This is a genomic window from Marinobacter psychrophilus (assembly GCF_001043175.1).
Lineage (GTDB): Bacteria > Pseudomonadota > Gammaproteobacteria > Pseudomonadales > Oleiphilaceae > Marinobacter > Marinobacter psychrophilus.
The window spans coordinates 2231859-2250207 of sequence record NZ_CP011494.1 but is presented as its reverse complement, the minus strand read 5'-3'; the positions used below and the strand labels follow the sequence as shown (position 1 = coordinate 2250207).

15 protein-coding genes are annotated in these 18349 nt (G+C 54.9%); 14 read left to right on the top strand and 1 reads right to left on the bottom strand.

Translation table 11 applies throughout. The features are described 5' to 3' along the window. The first annotated feature begins 72 nt into the window (after positions 1-72). Positions 73-1245 (top strand): MFS transporter, encoded by a 1173-nt coding sequence (locus ABA45_RS10105; RefSeq protein WP_048385829.1) that lies wholly within the window; start codon positions 73-75, stop codon positions 1243-1245. A gap of 63 nt (positions 1246-1308) precedes the next feature. Here the strand turns inward: ABA45_RS10105 and ABA45_RS10100 are convergent, their stop codons facing one another. After that, positions 1309-2196, bottom strand: a complete 888-nt coding sequence (locus ABA45_RS10100; protein WP_048388940.1) for a LysR family transcriptional regulator — start codon at positions 2194-2196, stop codon at positions 1309-1311. Positions 2197-2418: 222 nt separating this feature from the next. On the opposite strand from ABA45_RS10100, the gene leuC reads away from it, so the two are divergent. The 13 genes from leuC (at position 2419) to ABA45_RS10035 (ending at position 18347) form a co-directional block, all read left to right on the top strand. Further along, complete coding sequence (gene leuC, locus ABA45_RS10095) at positions 2419-3837, top strand: 3-isopropylmalate dehydratase large subunit (protein WP_048385828.1); 1419 nt, start codon at positions 2419-2421, stop codon at positions 3835-3837. A gap of 19 nt (positions 3838-3856) precedes the next feature. Next, positions 3857-4504: a 3-isopropylmalate dehydratase small subunit gene (gene leuD / locus ABA45_RS10090; protein ID WP_048385826.1), complete on the top strand. Its 648-nt coding sequence runs from the start codon at positions 3857-3859 to the stop codon at positions 4502-4504. 45 nt (positions 4505-4549) lie between these two features. Then, the gene (leuB, locus tag ABA45_RS10085; protein ID WP_048385824.1) at positions 4550-5623 is read left to right on the top strand and encodes a 3-isopropylmalate dehydrogenase; all 1074 of its coding nucleotides are present in this window, start codon (positions 4550-4552) and stop codon (positions 5621-5623) included. 145 nt (positions 5624-5768) lie between these two features. Next, complete coding sequence (asd, locus tag ABA45_RS10080) at positions 5769-6884, top strand: aspartate-semialdehyde dehydrogenase (RefSeq protein ID WP_048385822.1); 1116 nt, start codon at positions 5769-5771, stop codon at positions 6882-6884. Positions 6885-7246: 362 nt separating this feature from the next. Further along, entirely contained in the window at positions 7247-10093 is a 2847-nt protein-coding gene (locus ABA45_RS10075; protein WP_048385820.1) for a FimV/HubP family polar landmark protein, read from the top strand. Between the two features lie 92 nt (positions 10094-10185). Next, complete coding sequence (truA, locus tag ABA45_RS10070) at positions 10186-11097, top strand: tRNA pseudouridine(38-40) synthase TruA (RefSeq protein WP_048385818.1); 912 nt, start codon at positions 10186-10188, stop codon at positions 11095-11097. Next, positions 11090-11716: a phosphoribosylanthranilate isomerase gene (locus ABA45_RS10065; RefSeq protein WP_048385815.1), complete on the top strand. Its 627-nt coding sequence runs from the start codon at positions 11090-11092 to the stop codon at positions 11714-11716. The genes truA and ABA45_RS10065 overlap by 8 nt, the downstream gene beginning before the upstream one ends. Positions 11717-11941: 225 nt before the next feature. Further along, complete coding sequence (gene accD / locus ABA45_RS10060) at positions 11942-12868, top strand: acetyl-CoA carboxylase, carboxyltransferase subunit beta (RefSeq protein ID WP_048385814.1); 927 nt, start codon at positions 11942-11944, stop codon at positions 12866-12868. Then, on the top strand, positions 12852-14189 hold the full coding sequence (gene folC, locus ABA45_RS10055; RefSeq protein ID WP_048385812.1) for a bifunctional tetrahydrofolate synthase/dihydrofolate synthase: 1338 nt from the start codon (positions 12852-12854) through the stop codon (positions 14187-14189). The genes accD and folC overlap by 17 nt, the downstream gene beginning before the upstream one ends. Continuing rightward, positions 14186-14815 (top strand): SPOR domain-containing protein, encoded by a 630-nt coding sequence (locus ABA45_RS10050; RefSeq protein ID WP_048385810.1) that lies wholly within the window; start codon positions 14186-14188, stop codon positions 14813-14815. Before folC ends, ABA45_RS10050 begins: the two co-directional genes overlap by 4 nt. A 96-nt stretch (positions 14816-14911) precedes the next feature. Next, positions 14912-15421, top strand: a complete 510-nt coding sequence (locus ABA45_RS10045) for a CvpA family protein (protein WP_014871416.1) — start codon at positions 14912-14914, stop codon at positions 15419-15421. A gap of 102 nt (positions 15422-15523) precedes the next feature. Further along, complete coding sequence (gene purF, locus ABA45_RS10040; protein ID WP_048385808.1) at positions 15524-17047, top strand: amidophosphoribosyltransferase; 1524 nt, start codon at positions 15524-15526, stop codon at positions 17045-17047. Between the two features lie 58 nt (positions 17048-17105). Beyond that, positions 17106-18347 (top strand): O-succinylhomoserine sulfhydrylase, encoded by a 1242-nt coding sequence (locus ABA45_RS10035; protein ID WP_048385806.1) that lies wholly within the window; start codon positions 17106-17108, stop codon positions 18345-18347. Positions 18348-18349: the final 2 nt, after the last annotated feature.

Genomic DNA, 18349 nt, shown 5'->3' with positions numbered 1-18349 from the left:
TTCAAATTTGTCCCTACTGGCTTGAAAATGGTACTGAAAGGTAGCGGCGCGAATCAAAGGTAAGGGATAACAGTGACGCACTGGCGCCTGTCGAATTTGTATTTCTGGTTCTTCGCCCTGCTGGGCGGCATGCTGCCTTACTGGTCGCTTTACCTTGATGGCCGCGGCTTTTCTTATCTGCAAATCGCCAGTTTGATGGCGACCATCCAGCTTACCAAAATTGTGGCTCCCAGCGTGTGGGGCTATTTGGGCGATCGCACAGGGCAAAGAGTGCGCCTGGTTCGCTTCGGAACCATCACCGGTTCTCTGTGTTTTGCTGGCGTGTTCTTAGAGCCCGGTTTCACTGGCCTGCTGCTGGTTATGTTGGCGTTCACTTTTTTCTGGAACGCGGTGCTCCCTCTTTACGAAGTCATCACCCTTCAGGTTCTGGGTTCGCAGCGGAACCAATACGGCAAAATCCGTTTGTGGGGTTCGGTGGGTTTTATTGCCGCCGTGGCGTTGATTGGCGTACTTCTGGAATGGGTGGATATTCGCTATTTGCCGATGTTGCTGATTCCGCTGTTTGCCGGCATTGCGGTGTCGGCCTGGATGCTTCCGGTTGAAAAAATCGTTCGCATCCAAAAGTCCCCGAGGGGCAGCTTGAAGGCCATTTTGACTCATCCTGCGGTAATTGCGTTTTTTGTCATGAACTTTTTGCTGCAAGTGGCCCACGGCTCTTACTACACGTTTTTCAGTATTCACCTGCAGTTGCACGATTACGGCAAGCTGGCCATTGGTCTGTTGTGGTCACTGGGGGTCATCGCCGAAATTGTGTTGTTTATGGTAATGCATCGCCTGGGCGCGCGTTTCAGCGTGCGAAACATTGTGCTGGCGGCGTTGCTGCTGAGCCTGCTGCGCTGGTTGCTGATTGCGGAAATGGCGTCGGTGCTGCCTGTGCTGATATTTGCCCAGCTGTTGCATGCGGCGTCTTACGGCGCGTTACATGCGGTGTCGGTGCAGTACATTCAAGGCTTTTTTGGCCGCCATCACCATGGCCAGGGGCAGGCACTTTATAGCGGTTTAACATTTGGTGCCGGTGGGGCTTTGGGTGCCTGGGGTGCGGGGTTCCTGGTAGACGGCATTGATACCTCCGCGGCCTTTCTGGGCAGCGCGGTTGTCACCGCCTTGGCGTTCGCCGCGGCCTGGCGCGGTTTGCGACCACCGCCCCCGCCGCCTGAGCTGGAGAGAGGTAGGGGACAGATTTGAAATCCGTCCCCGCTTTGCCGGAAATCTGAGGATAGGGAACAGACTTCAAGTCTGTCCCCTGCTTTAACGGTTACCGCGCCGGGCTTCTTCCTGTTGTTCCACAATCGCCAGCAGAGCTTGGGCGGCACCGCTCAAGTTTCTTCCTGACAGGCCAATAGCACCCATCAGCCGCGCCACTGAATGTGCCACCGGCACTACCCGCAGGCTGCTGTCCAGCATGCGCACTGGCAAGACGCTCCAGCCAAGACCCACACTGGTCATCATTTTCAGGGTTTCCAGGTAATTTGTGGGCATTTGTGAGCTTAACGGCAGGTTGGCCTCCATAAATAGCCGGCTGACTAACCGGTAAGTTCCCGTGCTGGTGTCTGGCAATAGCGCCGCGTGGCCAGACAAGTCCGCCAGAGTAGGCTGTTCCAGCGCTGCCAGCGGATGCTCCGGCCCAACCACAAACGCCATTGGGTCTGGCCATTGGGCGTATACCTTAAAGTTCGAGTCTATACCATCGCTCAGGGTCACAAACGCCAGTTCGGCGCCGCGTTTGCGCATCTGGGCGTAAGCGGCGTCTGATTCCATAAATTGAAGATCAAGGGTGACTTGCGGATGGTCGCGTTTGAAACGCCGCAGCCAGCTTGGCAGGTGGTGCAGGCCAATGTGATGGCTGGCAATAATCTGTAGTTCACCAGCAACTTCGCGGGTGCTTGGCGACAGGGCAATTCGGGCGTTGTGGATTTCATCCAGAATTCGCCTGGCATGGGGCAGTAGCCGAGCGCCGGCGTCGGTTAACTTAAGCTGGCGCTGGCTGCGATCAACCAGTTCGGCGCCGAGCTGGACCTCCAGAGCGGCCAGCCGCTTACTAATGGCAGGTTGGGTAATGTGCAGCTGCTCGGCGGCTTCAGAGAACGAGCCCTGGTCAACAATGGCCAGAAAGGCGCGCAATGTGTTGGAATCCATAAGTACCATGACTGCCGTCGGCTAAAAGTGCTTTTTAGAACACCTTGAAGCGTTTCATTCTACTTAATAGTATTCCAAACAGGAATGCTATGTATAAAAAACATGAATTGAGGTTATTGGTCAGGCACTTTAAACTGTTTAAACAATCAGAATTCTAAAGCGAATAGCCGCACCTACGGCGATGAGTTTTGTTTAAAACCCAAAAACGATGAGAGAGCGATCATGGCGGGTAAAACCTTGTACGACAAATTGTGGGACGATCATCTGGTAAAACAGCGTGATGACGGCTCTGCGCTTATTTACATTGACCGCCACCTGCTGCACGAAGTGACGTCGCCGCAGGCGTTTGAAGGTCTGCGCCTGGCCAACCGAAAGCCTTGGCGGATTGATGCCAATCTGGCAACGCCCGACCATAATGTGCCTACCACTGACCGCGCCATGGGAATCGACGGCATTGTAGACCCGGTGTCGCGCATTCAGGTAGAAACCCTGGACAGCAACTGCGACGAGTTCGGCATTCTCGAATTCAAGATTAAAGACCAGCGCCAGGGCATAGTGCACGTGATCGGGCCCGAGCAGGGTGCAACCTTGCCCGGTATGACCATTGTCTGCGGTGATTCCCATACCTCGACCCACGGCGCGTTTGGCTGCCTGGCCCACGGTATTGGTACTTCGGAAGTGGAACACGTGCTGGCTACCCAGTGTCTGGTGCAGCAGAAAATGAAAAACATGCTGGTGAAAGTGAATGGCCAGTTGGGTAAAGGCGTAACCGCCAAAGACGTCGTGCTGGCGATTATTGGCAAAATCGGGACCGCTGGCGGTTCCGGCCATGCCATCGAGTTTGGTGGCGACGCCATACACGGCCTGAGCATGGAAGGCCGGATGACGGTGTGCAATATGGCGATTGAAGCCGGCGCTCGCGTTGGTATGGTGGCGGTAGACGACACCACTATTGATTACGTCAAGGGTCGACCGTTTTCACCTGAGGGTGAAGCCTGGGATGCAGCTGTTGTTCATTGGCGCACCTTGCACAGTGATCTGAGCGCTGAATTTGACAAAGTGGTTGAGTTTGAAGGTGCGGATATTGAGCCTCAGGTTAGCTGGGGCACATCCCCGGAAATGGTGGCGAATGTGGCCGGCCAGGTGCCAGATCCGGCTAAAGAAACCGACTTGATCAAACGGGAAGGGCTTGAGCGTGCGCTGAAATACATGGGTCTGCTGCCCAATCAGTTGATCACCGACATCAAGCTGGACCGGGTATTTATTGGTTCCTGTACCAACAGTCGGATTGAAGACCTGCGCGAGGCGGCGCTGGTGGTTAAAGGTCGCAAAGTGGCGGGTAGTTTGAAGCAGGCCATGGTGGTGCCGGGCTCGGGCTTGGTGAAGTTGCAGGCCGAAGCTGAGGGGCTGGACAAGATTTTCCTGGAAGCGGGCCTGGAATGGCGTGACCCCGGTTGCTCTATGTGCCTGGCCATGAACGCCGATAAGTTAGGGCAGGGCGAGCATTGTGCGTCTACCTCTAACCGTAATTTTGAGGGACGTCAGGGCTTTGGTGGGCGTACCCATCTGGTTAGCCCGGCTATGGCAGCGGCGGCAGCGATTGCCGGCTATTTTGTTGATGTTCGTGAAATGCTGAACTGAGCTACAGGAGACAATGACCATGCGCGCATTTACCCAACACCAGGGCCTGGTAGCCCCCATGGACCGTTCCAACGTGGACACGGATCTGATCATTCCCAAACAATTTTTGAAGTCCATCAAACGCACCGGCTTCGGCCCCAACCTGTTTGATCCATTGCGCTATCTGGACGAGGGCGAGCCTGGTCAGGACAGTTCCAAGCGCCCGTTAAACACGGATTTTGTGCTGAATCAAAAACGTTACAGCGGCGCCAGCGTGCTGTTGGCCCGCACCAATTTTGGTTGCGGTTCCAGCCGTGAACATGCGCCTTGGGCGCTTGGAGATTTCGGCTTTCGGGTGATTATTGCCCCCAGTTTTGCTGATATTTTCTATAATAACTGCTTTAAAAATGGGCTGTTGCCTATTGTTCTTGATGAAAAAATAGTTGACCAGCTGTTTATTGAAACTGAGGCGAGCGAAGGTTATGAACTGGCGGTGGATCTTGCAGCCAACACCGTTATCACGCCGTCTGGCGAATCTTTTAGCTTTGACGTAGACGGCTTTCGTCGCCATTGCCTGTTGAATGGCCTGGACGATATTGGTGTGACGTTGGAAGACGCCGATGTTATTCAGCATTACGAAGATGCGCGCCGCAAAACCGCGCCCTGGCTGTTTGGTGCCGGCCAGTAATTTGGCTGCCACACCCATGTCGAAAACGATATCAAGGAACCTGAAATGTCACGAACCATATTATTGCTGCCGGGCGATGGCATTGGCCCTGAAATCATGGGCGAGGCCGAAAAAGTACTGCGCTGGGTGAATGAGTCGTTCAAGCTTGATTTGAGCTTTCAACACGGCTTGGTTGGCGGTGCTGCGCTGGACGATTCCGACACTCCGCTGCCGGATGAAACCCTGGAGTTGGCCACCAAGGCCGACGCGATTCTGCTGGGCGCCGTTGGCGGCCCGAAGTGGGACGGCTTGCCGATGGCCAAACGTCCGGAAAAAGGTTTGCTGGGCCTGCGTTCCAAACTTGAACTGTTTGCCAATTTTCGCCCTGCTATTCTTTATCCGCAGCTGGCGTCTGCTTCTTCGCTGAAACCGGAAGTGGTGTCCGGGCTGGATATCATGATTATCCGTGAGCTGACCGGCGGCATTTACTTCGGTCAGCCCCGCGGTGTGCGGCAGCTGGAAAGCGGTGAGCGCCAGGGCTATAACACTTACGCCTACACAGAGACTGAAATTCGCCGTATTGGCCGGGTCGCGTTTGAAACGGCCCAGCAGCGTGGCAAAAAACTGTGCTCGGTCGACAAGGCAAACGTGTTGGAAGTGACCGTGCTGTGGCGTGAGATCATGAACGAGCTCAAGCTCGAGTATCCGGACGTAGAGCTGTCCCACATGTACGTGGACAATGCCGCGATGCAGCTGGTGCGCGCACCCAAACAGTTTGATGTGATTGTAACCGGCAATATGTTTGGTGATATTCTTTCTGACGAAGCCGCTATGCTGACAGGCTCCATCGGCATGCTGCCATCGGCTTCGATGAATTCGGCGAAGCAGGGCATGTACGAGCCTTGCCATGGTTCGGCACCTGATATTGCCGGCAAAGGCATTGCAAACCCGTTGGCGACCATTCTTAGCGTTGCGATGATGCTACGCTATAGCCTTGATGAAGGCGCCGCCGCCGCAGCCATTGAGACCGCGGTTGGCAAGGTACTGGACCAGGGCTTGCGCACAGCGGATATAATGTCTGAGGGCTGTACCCGGGTTTCTACCCGTGAAATGGGTGAGGCAGTACTGGCGCAGCTATAATTGGACAGTGTGCTCAAGTCGATAGTATGTTAAATCGACAGCATTTTAATTCGCAGTAATGCAGCGTTATTGCTGCGTAAAAATTCATTTTGTCTGCGCCAGCGACACCGGCTGCTGACAGGTATTAAAGAGGTTCAAAAGCCGCATGAAGCGAGTTGGGCTTATAGGTTGGCGTGGCATGGTGGGCTCTGTCCTCATGCATCGTATGCGTGAAGAAAACGATTTCGCGGATATCGAACCGGTATTCTTTTCCACGTCGCAAACCGGGCAACCGGCGCCGGATGTGGGCCGTGAAGGCATTCTGCCGCTGCAGGATGCCTTTGATATCGAGACACTAAAGACCCTCGACGTGATTCTGACCTGTCAGGGCGGCGACTACACCTCGGCGGTGTATCAGAAGCTGCGAGATGCCGGCTGGAATGGCTATTGGATAGACGCTGCGTCTACCCTGCGCATGGTTGACCATTCTGTCATTGTGCTAGACCCGGTTAACCGCAACGTGATTGACGCTGCGCTCGACGAAGGCGTGAAAGATTACATCGGAGGCAACTGCACAGTCAGCCTGATGATGTTGGCCTTGGACGGTTTGCTGGAGCAGGACTTGATTGAATGGGTATCGCCCATGACGTATCAGGCCGCTTCCGGTTCCGGCGCGCAGAACATGCGCGAGTTGCTGAACCAGATGGGCGAGCTGAATGGCAGCGTTAAAGCCGAGCTGGACAGCCCGTCTTCTGCAATTCTGGAGATTGACCGCAAGGTGACCGACACCATGCGCAGCAACGAGTTTTCGACTGAGCACTTTGGCGTGCCGCTGGCGGGCAGCCTGATTCCGTTTATCGACAAACAGCTCGAAAACGGTATGAGCAAGGAAGAGTGGAAAGCCGGTGTTGAAACCAACAAGATTCTGGGCCGCAGCGACAATCCGATTCCCATTGACGGTTTGTGCGTTCGAATCGGTGCCATGCGCTCACACAGCCAGGCACTGACCATAAAGTTGCGCAAAGATCTGCCTGTTGCTGAAATCGAGAAGATTCTGGCCGCCGGCAACGATTGGGTGAAAGTTATCCCCAACGAGCGCGAGGCCAGCATGCACGAGCTGACACCAGCAAAGGTAACCGGCACCCTGAGTATTCCAGTGGGCCGTATACGCAAATTGGCTATGGGGCCGGAGTACATTTCTGCGTTTACTGTGGGCGATCAGTTGTTGTGGGGCGCGGCAGAACCGCTGAGGCGCATGCTGCGAATTCTTCAGAGTCGTTGATTTAATGCCAACTGCGTCCGGTTTCAAACAACCGGTGAGGGGCGAAGGCTGCTTTCAGCCTTCGCCCCTGTTATTTTTAGAACCACAAAAGCCGGTGTCGCCTCAGTGCCCGCAATGACTTTACGTTTGTAATGGCTATACGTTTACGGTGAAAAGTTGGCAAAGTAGCGTAGCAGTGCACTGAAGAACGTTGATTCATTGATAAAATGATGCTTATCAACAATACTGGCCGAGGTGAGAATTAAAGTTCCGCCACACTTATACAACACCCAGACGGAAGTCATCCAACCTCGTCCGAAACTGCTTCAACGCCGCTGTGCACCGAAGCAGGTACGAATAACGGAGACTGGAAAGGAAAAAGCATGAAGGTACGCAAGCTTGCGGTTGCTCTGGCACTGGCTGGAGGTCTTGGCTCTGGCGTTGCACAAGCCCTGGGATTAGGGGAGGTGGAGCTTCAGTCCTACTTGAATGAGCCTCTGGATGCACAAATTGTGCTGCGCCAGAGTCGCGGCGTAAGCCCTGGTGATGTTTTCGTAAATGTGGCTTCGGAATCCGCTTACCAGCGGGTCGGCCTTAATCGCGGCCAGTTTGCCAGTAAGTTGGAATTTCAGGTGGTTACCCGCAGTGATGGCGGCCTGGCGGTAAGCGTGTCTTCCCGCGAACCGTTACGAGAGCCGTACCTCAGTTTTCTGCTGGAGTTAACTTGGCCCAGCGGCCGGGTGCTGCGTGAATATTCGGTGTTGGTAGACCCACCCGTGTATGCGGCAGAGACAGGAACCCGGGAACCGCTTATCGCGGCATCGTCTGCCGGCCGCAGCAACTCATTGCCCAGCGCAGAGAGCGGCTCATTAATCCGCTCTGAGTCAGCCGGTTCTGGTTCTGCGCAGTCTCTTGCGTCTGGCAGTGTTTACGGCCCTACAGCGTCGTCTGACACCCTGTGGAGTATTGCCATCAAGATGCGCCCAAGCAACAGCGTATCGGTGCAACAGGTTATGCTGGCGATTCAGGACCTTAATCCTGATGCCTTCATAAATGGCAATATCAACCGGCTGAAACGCGGTAAAGTTCTTCGCGCACCTACGCTTGCGCAGATTGAGCGACTTGGCCAGGGCCAGGCCATCCAGGCTGTGCGAGCCCAAAACCAGGACATCATCGCAGCCCGTGCAACTATTGATGCCAGTGCAGCGGCTGTGCCCCCTGCGCCCGCGGCAATAGACGGCGGGGATGCGGAACTGAAACTGATTGTGGCCGAGACCAAAGCGCCGCAGGCAGATAATAACACTGAACAGAGCGGGTCTGCCGGTACTGACGGCAACCAGGCGGATGGCGCAGATGCCGGCACCGTGGTAGCGCTCGAAGAGCTTGATAGTGCGCGCCGTGAAAACAGCGAGTTAAATACCCGTGTTAATGCACTGCAAGAGCAGATGGAAACCCTGCAGCGGTTGCTGGAGCTGAAAAACAGCCAGTTGGCCGACATGCAGCAGGCTGGTATCAACGGCGAGAGCGCGGTTGACAGCATGAACCAAAATGCAGCCGATGACCCCGCAGTTGCTGATGATGTCGCCGAAACTCAGGCCGAAGCCGAACCGGCTGCTGAGGTGGCAGTGCAACCTCAGCAGGACTCACAACCACAGGCGACGCAGCCTGATGCGGTCGAAGCAAACGTGGCTCCGAGTGGTTTGGTCGACAGCATTATGAGCAACCCGCTGTACCAGATGGTTTTGGGCGGCGGTTTGCTGTTGCTGTTGCTACTGTTGCTTCTGGTGTCTCGCCGCAAATCTAAAAACGAGGATGTAGCCGAGAACGATACCGACTTTGATCAAGCGCCTCCGATTGAACCCGTACCAAGGCCTAACTCGTTTGACCTGGTCCTTGTCGATCACGAACCGTCAATGCCTGAAGCTGGGCCAGACATACTGGTAGAGGTTGATTCCTACTTGGCTTACGGTCAGCACGAACAGGCGGTAAATACTCTGGAGTCTGCGATTTCCCGCGAGCCTAGCCGCACCGACCTGCGCTTGAAGTTGCTGGCGGTCTACGCGGACGCCCAGAATAGAGTGGCTTTTGAACGTCAGTATGGCGAGCTGATCGCTTTGGATGATGGCGCGGCCATGGCCGAAGCTGATCGTTTGCTGACAGATCTGGAACAGGCGGAAGCGGCACCCAGCATCGATGATCTTGAATCCGAATTGCGCTCTGGTTCCTTTGCAGGCTCTTTTGGGAGCTTCGATGAGGAAGCTGAAGACGCAATAGGCAGCACCAATCCGACGTTAGACGATCCTATAGACTACGATCTGGCCACTATTGAAGATTTGGGCGCCAAGGGAGAGCCTGCAAAGTCGGAAGCGTCGGAAGATTTTGACAACTTTGACGATTTTGCGTTGTCCGACGAATTCGCCAGAGAATTTGCCGATGAAGACGCTGTGCCTTTGGCCAAGGCTAACGAATCTGTAAACACGGCCGGCAAGACACTTGACGATGATGATCTAAGTCTAGACGAGGCCTTCCTGGACGAGTTGGATGCAGAACTTGATAAAGACGACCCCGAGGCTGAACTCAAGCCTTTTGACATGCAAGAATCGAATTCGGGCAAGCTGGATCCTGATCTGGATAAATTGGACCTGGAAATTTCGGACGAAGACCTGACGCTGATGGGCGAATTTGCTGATAGCGCAGATAGCACCAGTCTCACTGGTGGCGATGAAACCGAATCCGAAGCAGAAGAGCTGCCGGAAATGACCGACGCAGAACTGTTGGCTTTGGAGCTGGGTGACGATCCGCAAGCCGAGGAAGAGCTGGGCGCTAGGTTGGCCGAGAACCAAGACGACGAAGACGACATCAGCCTGGATGATCTGGAGACGCTGGAATTGCCCGAAGAAGACCTTCCGGCGTATGACCTTCCTGAGGACGACCTGTCGGAAGACGATCTTCCAGAAGTGGATTTGTTTGAAGATGATCTTCTAGAAGAAGACCTCCCCGTTGTGGCACCTGGTGCGCCTCGATCGATCGACGAGAGCGATCTGGGTGACGACGATGATTTCGACTTTCTGGCTGGCACCGACGAGGCAGCAACCAAGCTGGATTTGGCGCAGGCCTACGTTGAGATGGGCGATGTTGACGGTGCGCGCGACATTTTGATAGAAGTGGAACTCGAAGGCACCGCCGAACAGAAGGCAGAAGCGAAGGAACTGCTTAAAAATCTGTCCTGATTGGTTATAATCCTTCGAGTAAAGCCGGTGCTCAGAGCCTTCTGATCGCCGGCTTTGTCTTTTAACACTCAGATAACACATCGAGCTGACTCTTGTTTCTTGAACCCCAGGCGCTTACAGCGGATACACCCATTGGCAACGGCCGTGTGGCATTGGTCTTGGAATACGATGGCCGCGAATTCCACGGCTGGCAGCAACAAAAATCCGGCATTCGCGCTGTGCAGCAACAGTTGGCAAAAGCCGCCAGTAAAGTCGCCGATCACGATGTGGAACTGGTGTGTGCGGGCCGCACCGATGCCGGTGTTCATGCCAGTTACCAGCTGGTTCATTTTGATACGCCGTCACTGCGCACGATGCGTTCTTGGGTGATGGGTATTAATACTGCTTCGCCTTTTGATATTTCCGTGCGCTGGGCTGGCCAGTGCCAGGGAGACTTTCATGCCCGGTTTTCCGCGGTTTACCGTCGCTATCGCTACATTATCTACAACAACCCGGTGCGCCCAAGTATTCAACGCGGCCAGGTTAGCTGGAACTTTCAGCCTTTAAATGCCGAAAACATGCATCAGGCGGCCCAGGCGCTGGTTGGCGAACACGATTTTAGTGCTTTTCGTGCTGCTGGCTGTCAGTCTCATAGCCCAATTCGATTTTTGCAGAACATCAGCGTAAGACGCAAAGGCGATTATCTGGTGATTGACGTTCAGGCCAATGCGTTCTTGCATCACATGGTGCGCAATATCGCCGGGGCCTTGATGGCCGTAGGTTGCCAAGAGCAGACGCCGGATTGGATTGGCCAAGTTCTGGCGACGAAGGATCGCAGGCAAGCTGGCGTGACCGCACCGCCTGATGGTTTGTACCTGGTAGACGTGGGTTACCCCGTCGAATTTGGAATACCCCAGCCCAGCTGTGGTCCGGCGTTTGCTGAACCATGGTTTAGCGCGGAGCAGAATCGGCCGGTACCGGCCACCCATATTCACTGTAAACAGAGGCCTTCCAACTGTGGCTAGCCGTGTAAAGATCTGTGGTCTGACCCGTCCAGAGGATATCGACGCTGCAGTGGCCGCTGGCGCTGACGCAATTGGCCTGGTGTTTTATGACCCAAGCCCGCGGGCTGTCAGTATTGATTTAGCGCGGCAACTGGCAGCGCAGATACCGGCGTTTGTGAGCGTAACGGGATTGTTTGTGAATCCGCAGGCGGATTTTGTAAGGCAGGTGTCGCAGCAGGTGGCTCTGGACTTGTTGCAGTTCCACGGTGACGAAACGGCTGCTTTCTGTGAGCAGTTTCAGCGCCGCTGGATTAAAGCCATACGGGTACGGCAGCAAGGGCAGATTGAACAGGCCTTTGAGAAGTACAAAAAATCAGCTGGTTTGCTCGTTGATGCCTGGCATCCTGAGCAATACGGGGGCACCGGCCACGGATTTAACTGGTCACTGATTCCTGAACAACGGCCGTTGCCACTGATATTGGCCGGTGGCTTGCAACCTGATAACGTTGCTGCAGCCGTGCATCAGGTACGCCCTTGGGCGGTGGACGTCAGTGGCGGCGTGGAAATCGGCAAAGGCATCAAATGCGCCAAAAAGATGGCAGACTTTGTGGCCGCGACCAGAAGTGCTGGGTCTTGGTAGACTTACGGATCGGTTAAATAGAGCGCGGGTGCAAGGTACGCGATTGGAAAGATTGGGCCAGCCCTGCGTTGTATGTACTATGTTTCATTAAATGAGACGTTTACACAGCATGGCATGCTGCCAGAATAGGGTCATTAAACACGCTATCCGAGGCTGTAATTGCTGGCCGCTAGCGAGTGTTTGCAATAGAACGATCAAAACAGGTTCTACAGACGGGATTAAATCATGAGTAGTTGGTTAGATAAAATAATGCCGAGCAAGATCCGCTCGGAATCCAAGACGAGGACCGGTGTTCCGGAAGGTTTGTGGAAAAAGTGCCCGAAATGTGGTGCTTTTTTGTACAAGCCCGAGTTGGAAAAAAACCTGGACGTGTGCCTGAAGTGTAATCATCACTTGCGAGTGGGTGCCCGCCGCCGTCTTGATATTTTTCTGGATGCAGACGGCCGTGAAGACATTGGCGCAGATCTGGAACCTTGGGACCGCCTCAAGTTCAAAGACACCAAGCGTTATAAAGACCGCTTGACGCAAGCCCAGAAAGCGACGGGCGAAAAAGATGCCTTGTTGGCCATGAAGGGCACTACCATGGGGCTTCCACTGGTGGCTTGCGCCTTCGAGTTCAATTTCCTGGGTGGCTCTATGGGCCAGACGGTTGGGGAAAAATTTGTACGGGCGGCCAATGTGGCGCTGGAAGAGCGTATTCCTCTGGTGTGCTTCGCTGCCAGCGGCGGCGCGCGTATGCAGGAGGCCATTCTCTCATTGATGCAGATGTGCAAAACCGCCGCTGTTCTTGAGCGTATGAAGCAACACGGCGTGCCGTATGTTTCGGTAATGACCGACCCGGTATTCGGCGGCGTGTCGGCCAGCCTGGCGATGTTGGGCGACCTGAACATCGCTGAACCTAACGCACTGATCGGCTTTGCCGGGCCGCGGGTGATTGAGCAGACCGTGCGTGAAAAGTTGCCCGAAGGATTCCAGCGCAGCGAGTTTTTGTTAGAGCATGGCGCTATCGATATGATTCTGCACCGTCACCAGATGCGAGAACGAATTGCACACCTGTTGGCAAAATTCGGCAATTTGGAAAAACCTGAAACCGAAGCACCCATTGAAATTGAAGTGACTGAAAAGCCGGACGAAGATGCCTCAGTCGCATAATCCGGATCAGTACGCGCCGAAAATAACGGCCCCCGGCGCCGATGCCAGCCTAGGCCAATGGTTGAGCTACCTTGAGGCCATTCACCCAGTTGAAATCGAGCTGGGACTGGACCGAGTGATGGTGGTTTTGCAAAGACTGTTCCCGGCCAAGCCCAAGGCCCGCATTATTACTGTGGCTGGCACCAACGGCAAGGGCAGCACGGTCGCAGCCCTAGAAGCTCTGTTGCAGGAAGCGGGGCGCCGTACGGCAGCCTACACGTCGCCGCATCTTCAGGTGTACAACGAGCGCGTACGTCTGCTGGGCGAGCAGATTTCAGACGCGCAAATGATTTACGGGTTCGAAAGGGTTCAGGCGGCCAGGGCAGAAGTGTCGTTGAGCTATTTTGAATTTGGCACTTTGGCTGCGTTTGTGGCCATGTCCGAAGCTGATGTAGATGACTGGATTCTGGAGGTTGGTCTGGGTGGTCGTCTGGATGCTGTAAACGTGTTAGACGCGGATTTTGTGATCCTTACGTCGATTGACATCGATCATGCGAGCTTTTTGGGTAACGATCGTGAGTCAATCGGCTTTGAAAAAGCCGGAGTTTTGCGACGGGGTATCCCTGCGGTTTACGCCGATTTTGATCCTCCGCGTTCGGTATTGCAGCAAGCTTTATCGCAGGAGGTAGACCTGGCGTTGCTGGGCCGTGATTATCAGTTGGTGCAGTGTTCAAGCCAGCCGGCGATGGTGAATCTGGAGTTGGGAGACGAAGAGTTTCGCCTGCCAGATTTTGCCCTGCCGGTAAAAAGTCTGGCTGCAGCGGTTGTCGCATCGCGCACCCTGGCGCCCAATCTGGGTGTTCAACAAATCGAGCGAGCCGTGGCTGGAGTGTCTGTGCCCGGGCGTTTTGAACAGGTAGCCACGTCGCCGCTGGTGATTCTGGATGTGGGGCATAACCCTCATGCGGCTTGCTGGCTGGCGAGTCGGTTGCGCCTGCTACAACACCCGGAAACCCGCATTCATGCGGTCTACGGTGCGCTTGCGGATAAAGACGTGCAAGGCGTTGCCAAAGCGATGGACAGCGTGGTTCACAGCTGGTATCTGGCCGGCTTGGTGAATGAAGCTCCCCGCGGCTTTAGCGCCGAGGCTCTGAATGCGCAGTTCGAGCAGTGCGGTATTGAGTCTGCAGGTCACTGGCAATCGGTGCCGGAGGCCCTGGCTGAAGCCCGCGACCAAGCCCGTGCTAACGACATCGTGATTGTGTTTGGTTCGTTCTTTACTGTGGCGGCGGCCCGCAACCTTTTGTATCCAAACGCCGCCGTTACCAACCCGGGAGCATGATTGTGGACGGATTAAAACAGAGGATCATCGGCGCCCTGGTGCTGATTTCACTAGCGGTTATTTTTGTGCCGATGATCTTTGACGAGCCCCATTCCGGGCGCAACTCCACCTCGATAAACATTCCCGAAGAACCGCCATTTCCGGAAGTGAGCACCGAACCACCACCGCAGACCTCCATGCCGGAATATCAGAACGTTTCGGGGCCAGCCGCAGCGGACCGTGCCAGCGGGTCTGGGGACTTTAAGCTGATTGAAGAAGTGACGCCTGAGCCGGCAACGCCGACTACGGCCAGCAACACTGTTACGCTGCCACCGGTGGCCGAGGTTAAGCCGGCACCGGCTCAGCCGGAGCCCGGTCCGCAAACCGAGGAAGAGTTCAGTCGCTCTCTGGAAGGCGCTTGGGTTGTTCAGTTGGGCAGCTTTGGTGATGCTGATAATGCCCGACGTTTGCGTGATAGCGCCCGCGAAAAAGGCTACAGTTCACATCTTCAAGAGTTCAGCCGCGGCGACACCCGGCTGACCCGGGTATTTAGTGGGCCTTTCGCCAGCAAATCCGAATCCGAAGCGGCCAAAGCGGCCCTTGACAAGGCTTTTAGCCTAAACAGTTTGGTTACCAGCCCTGATTAATAAGCCGTCCAGCAAGGTTTTATCGCAACGGTGGTTTGGCAGAGCGCGGTTTCCTGATAGAATCCGCGCTCTCTATTTGCGTCGCCCGGGTGTTTCATGGATGCGTTGATCTGGATTGACTGGGTCATTATTGCGGTTATTACCATATCAACGCTGATCAGCCTGAGGCGCGGCTTTGTTCGCGAAGCGTTGTCGTTGGTTACGTGGGTAATGGCCTTCATTGTTGCTCGCACATTTCACCCCCAGATGCAGTCGCTACTGGCCAGCACCGTGGAAACGCCCATGGTTAGGTCAGTTGCGGCATTCGCGATTCTGTTTATTGGTACGCTTATCGTGGGCGCTATCATTAATGGCATTATCGGGCAGCTGGTAAGGGCCACAGGCTTGTCCGGCACTGACAGGGTTCTAGGTATGGGCTTTGGTCTGTTGCGTGGGGTGCTGGTTGTGGTGGTGGGCATCGCTTTGTTGCGTTACACACCGGTGTCTCAAGACATCTGGTGGCAAGAATCGCTGATGATTGACCGGTTGTCGGTGTTAGAAGACTGGTCCCGCCGTACCTTCGGTGATGAGCTTTCCGGATTCCTTACTCCCCAAAGCGCAGAGTAGGGCATCTTGTAAAACCCGGTTATTCAAACGCCAGGCGCTGTATCAGGCAATCTGCCTGGCGTGGCTTCCATTCAGTTTTAACACTCGGAGAATCTCTAACCCATGTGTGGCATCATCGGTATCGTCAGCACTTCGCACGTGAATCAGTTGCTTTATGATGCGCTGACCGTTCTTCAGCATCGGGGGCAGGACGCAGCAGGTATTGTGACCTTCGAAGACGAGCGTTTTTACCTGCGCAAAGATAACGGCTTGGTGCGCGATGTTTTTCATACCCGCCATATGCACCGGTTAGTGGGCAACGTCGGTATTGGTCACGTTCGTTACCCTACCGCGGGCAGTGCGAGCTCTGCCGAGGCCCAGCCGTTTTATGTCAACAGTCCTTACGGCATTACTTTGGCCCATAACGGCAACCTGACAAACTCTGACGAGCTCAGTACTGACTTGTTTCGCACTGACCTGCGCCACATCAACACCAATTCAGACTCGGAAGTGTTGTTGAACGTGTTCGCTCACGAGCTCCAAAAACTGGGCAAGTTGCACCCGACCAAAGACGATATTTTTGCCGCCGTGCGTTCTGTACACGAACGCTGCCGTGGTGCCTACGCGGTTATCGCGATGGTTACCGGCTACGGCATCGTCGGTTTCCGCGACCCCAACGGCATTCGCCCGATCTGTTATGGCGTGCGCTTAGCCAGCGACGGCCGCAAGGAATATATGATTGCGTCTGAAAGTGTGGCCCTAGGCGCCTCCGGTTTCACCCTGGTGCGCGACATTGCGCCGGGTGAAGCGGTGTATATTGAAACCGACGGCACCTTTCACAGTGAGCAGTGCGCCAAACAGCCAAAGCTCTATCCGTGTATTTTCGAGCATGTGTACTTCGCTCGTCCGGACTCCATCATGGACAAAGTCTCGGTTTATAAAGCGCGTTTGCGCATGGGCGAAACGCTGGCGGATAAAGTGCTGAAAGATTTCGCCGATCACGATATCGACGTGGTTATGCCGATACCAGACACCAGCCGCACCTCGGCGATGCAGATGGCCCACCGTCTGGGCGTGAAATTCCGCGAAGGCTTTATCAAAAACCGCTACATTGGACGTACATTTATTATGCCCGGCCAGACCATGCGGAAGAAATCGGTACGCCAGAAGCTAAACCCCATTGATCTGGAGTTCCGCGGCAAGAACGTGATGCTGGTCGACGACTCTATTGTACGTGGTACCACCTGCAAGGAAATCGTGCAGATGGCCCGCGATGCCGGCGCTCGCAAAGTGTATTTTGCTTCGGCTGCGCCGCCGGTGCGTTATCCCAACGTATATGGCATTGATATGCCGTCTGCTAAAGAGCTGATTGCTCACGATCGCACTGTGGAAGAAATACGCGAATTGATCGGCGCTGACTGGTTGCTGTATCAGAACCTGGAAGACCTGATTACCTCAGTGAGCGATGTCAATAATGACATCGATGGCTGGGAATGTTCGGTATTTACCGGTGAATACGTAACCGGCGATATTGATCGCGCCTATCTGGATCGCCTGGATGGCCAGCGTAACGATGCAACCCGCTCCGGTGCTGTGACGAGCGATACCGAAAACGGCAGTATAGACATGCATAACGATGAAGACTGATGCTCTAAACAGCACAAGAATGCTATGACCAGCAGAAAACCATGACCAGGAGAAGACAATGACATTTTGCCGCGAAGAATCGGTTTTGATACCAGAATCAGACCTGGACGGCATGTCTGGCGATACCCTGGCGGTGCGCGCGGGGCAGGTTCGTACCGGCCAGCTGGAACACAGCGACGCTATATTCCCGACGTCCAGCTTCGTTTACGCCAGCGCGGCGCAAGCGGCCGCGCGTTTTTCCGGTGAAGAGCCCGGTAATATTTATTCGCGCTTTACTAACCCCACGGTGACCGCTTTCGAAAACCGCATTGCGGCGATGGAAGGCGGCGAACGGGCAGTGGCAATGGCTTCGGGTATGGCCGCTATTACCAGCACCTGCATGGCGCTGCTGAAGGCGGGTGACCATGTGGTGTGTTCACGGGACGTATTTGGCACGGTGAATTCGCTGTTTCAGAAATACCTGAGCAAATTTGGCGTTGAAACCACCTTTGTAAAATTAACAGACGAAGCCGGCTGGGAAGCGGCGATGCGGCCCAACACCCGGATGTTGTTTCTGGAAACGCCGTCTAACCCGCTGTGCGAAGTGGCAGATATTCGCAAGATGGCCGATTTGGCCCACGCCCACGATGCGCTGTTAGTCGTCGACAACTGTTTTTGCACCCCGGTGCTGCAGCAGCCGCTGGCGTTGGGCGCAGACTTGGTAACCCACTCCGCCACCAAATATCTGGACGGCCAGGGCCGTTGCGTAGGCGGCGTCGTTGTAGGTCCCCACGCGCTGCTGGAAGAAATATTCGTGTTTTTGCGGGCAACAGGCCCAACCATGAGCCCGTTTAACGCATGGGTGTTCATGAAGGGCCTGGAAACCTTACCAATTCGTATGCGAGCCCACTGTGACAATGCGTTAGAGTTGGCCCAATGGCTGCAGCAGCAAGGCGCGGTGGAAACGGTATTTTATACCGGCCTGCCGCAGCATCCTCATTATGAACTGGCCAAACGCCAGCAAAAAGCCTTTGGCGGCGTATTGTCGTTTCGGGTAAAAGGGGGCAGGGAAGAGGCCTGGCGCTTTATTGACGCCACACGCATGGTGTCTATTACCGCCAATCTGGGCGATGTGAAGACCACCATCACCCACCCTGCAACAACGACCCACGGGCGATTGTCACCCGACGATAAAGAGCAGGCAGGTATCAGTGAAAACCTGATTCGCCTGTCGGTAGGCATTGAAGCCATTGACGACTTGAAAGCCGATCTTGACCGGGGTTTTCAGGCCCTTCAGAACCCCGGTCATGGCAACATCTGAGT

Bases quoted from the DNA above. Each gene is read 5' to 3' on its own strand.
- ABA45_RS10050 (WP_048385810.1), top strand. From the start codon at position 14,186: ATGATTGTGGACGGATTAAAACAGAGGATCATCGGCGCCCTGGTGCTG.
- leuB (WP_048385824.1), top strand. From the start codon at position 4,550: ATGTCACGAACCATATTATTGCTGCCGGGCGATGGCATTGGCCCTGAA.
- ABA45_RS10075 (WP_048385820.1), top strand. From the start codon at position 7,247: ATGAAGGTACGCAAGCTTGCGGTTGCTCTGGCACTGGCTGGAGGTCTT.
- leuC (WP_048385828.1), top strand. From the start codon at position 2,419: ATGGCGGGTAAAACCTTGTACGACAAATTGTGGGACGATCATCTGGTA.
- ABA45_RS10045 (WP_014871416.1), top strand. From the start codon at position 14,912: ATGGATGCGTTGATCTGGATTGACTGGGTCATTATTGCGGTTATTACC.
- folC (WP_048385812.1), top strand. From the start codon at position 12,852: ATGCCTCAGTCGCATAATCCGGATCAGTACGCGCCGAAAATAACGGCC.
- ABA45_RS10100 (WP_048388940.1), bottom strand. From the start codon at position 2,196: ATGGATTCCAACACATTGCGCGCCTTTCTGGCCATTGTTGACCAGGGC.
- accD (WP_048385814.1), top strand. From the start codon at position 11,942: ATGAGTAGTTGGTTAGATAAAATAATGCCGAGCAAGATCCGCTCGGAA.
- leuD (WP_048385826.1), top strand. From the start codon at position 3,857: ATGCGCGCATTTACCCAACACCAGGGCCTGGTAGCCCCCATGGACCGT.
- asd (WP_048385822.1), top strand. From the start codon at position 5,769: ATGAAGCGAGTTGGGCTTATAGGTTGGCGTGGCATGGTGGGCTCTGTC.
- ABA45_RS10035 (WP_048385806.1), top strand. From the start codon at position 17,106: ATGACATTTTGCCGCGAAGAATCGGTTTTGATACCAGAATCAGACCTG.
- purF (WP_048385808.1), top strand. From the start codon at position 15,524: ATGTGTGGCATCATCGGTATCGTCAGCACTTCGCACGTGAATCAGTTG.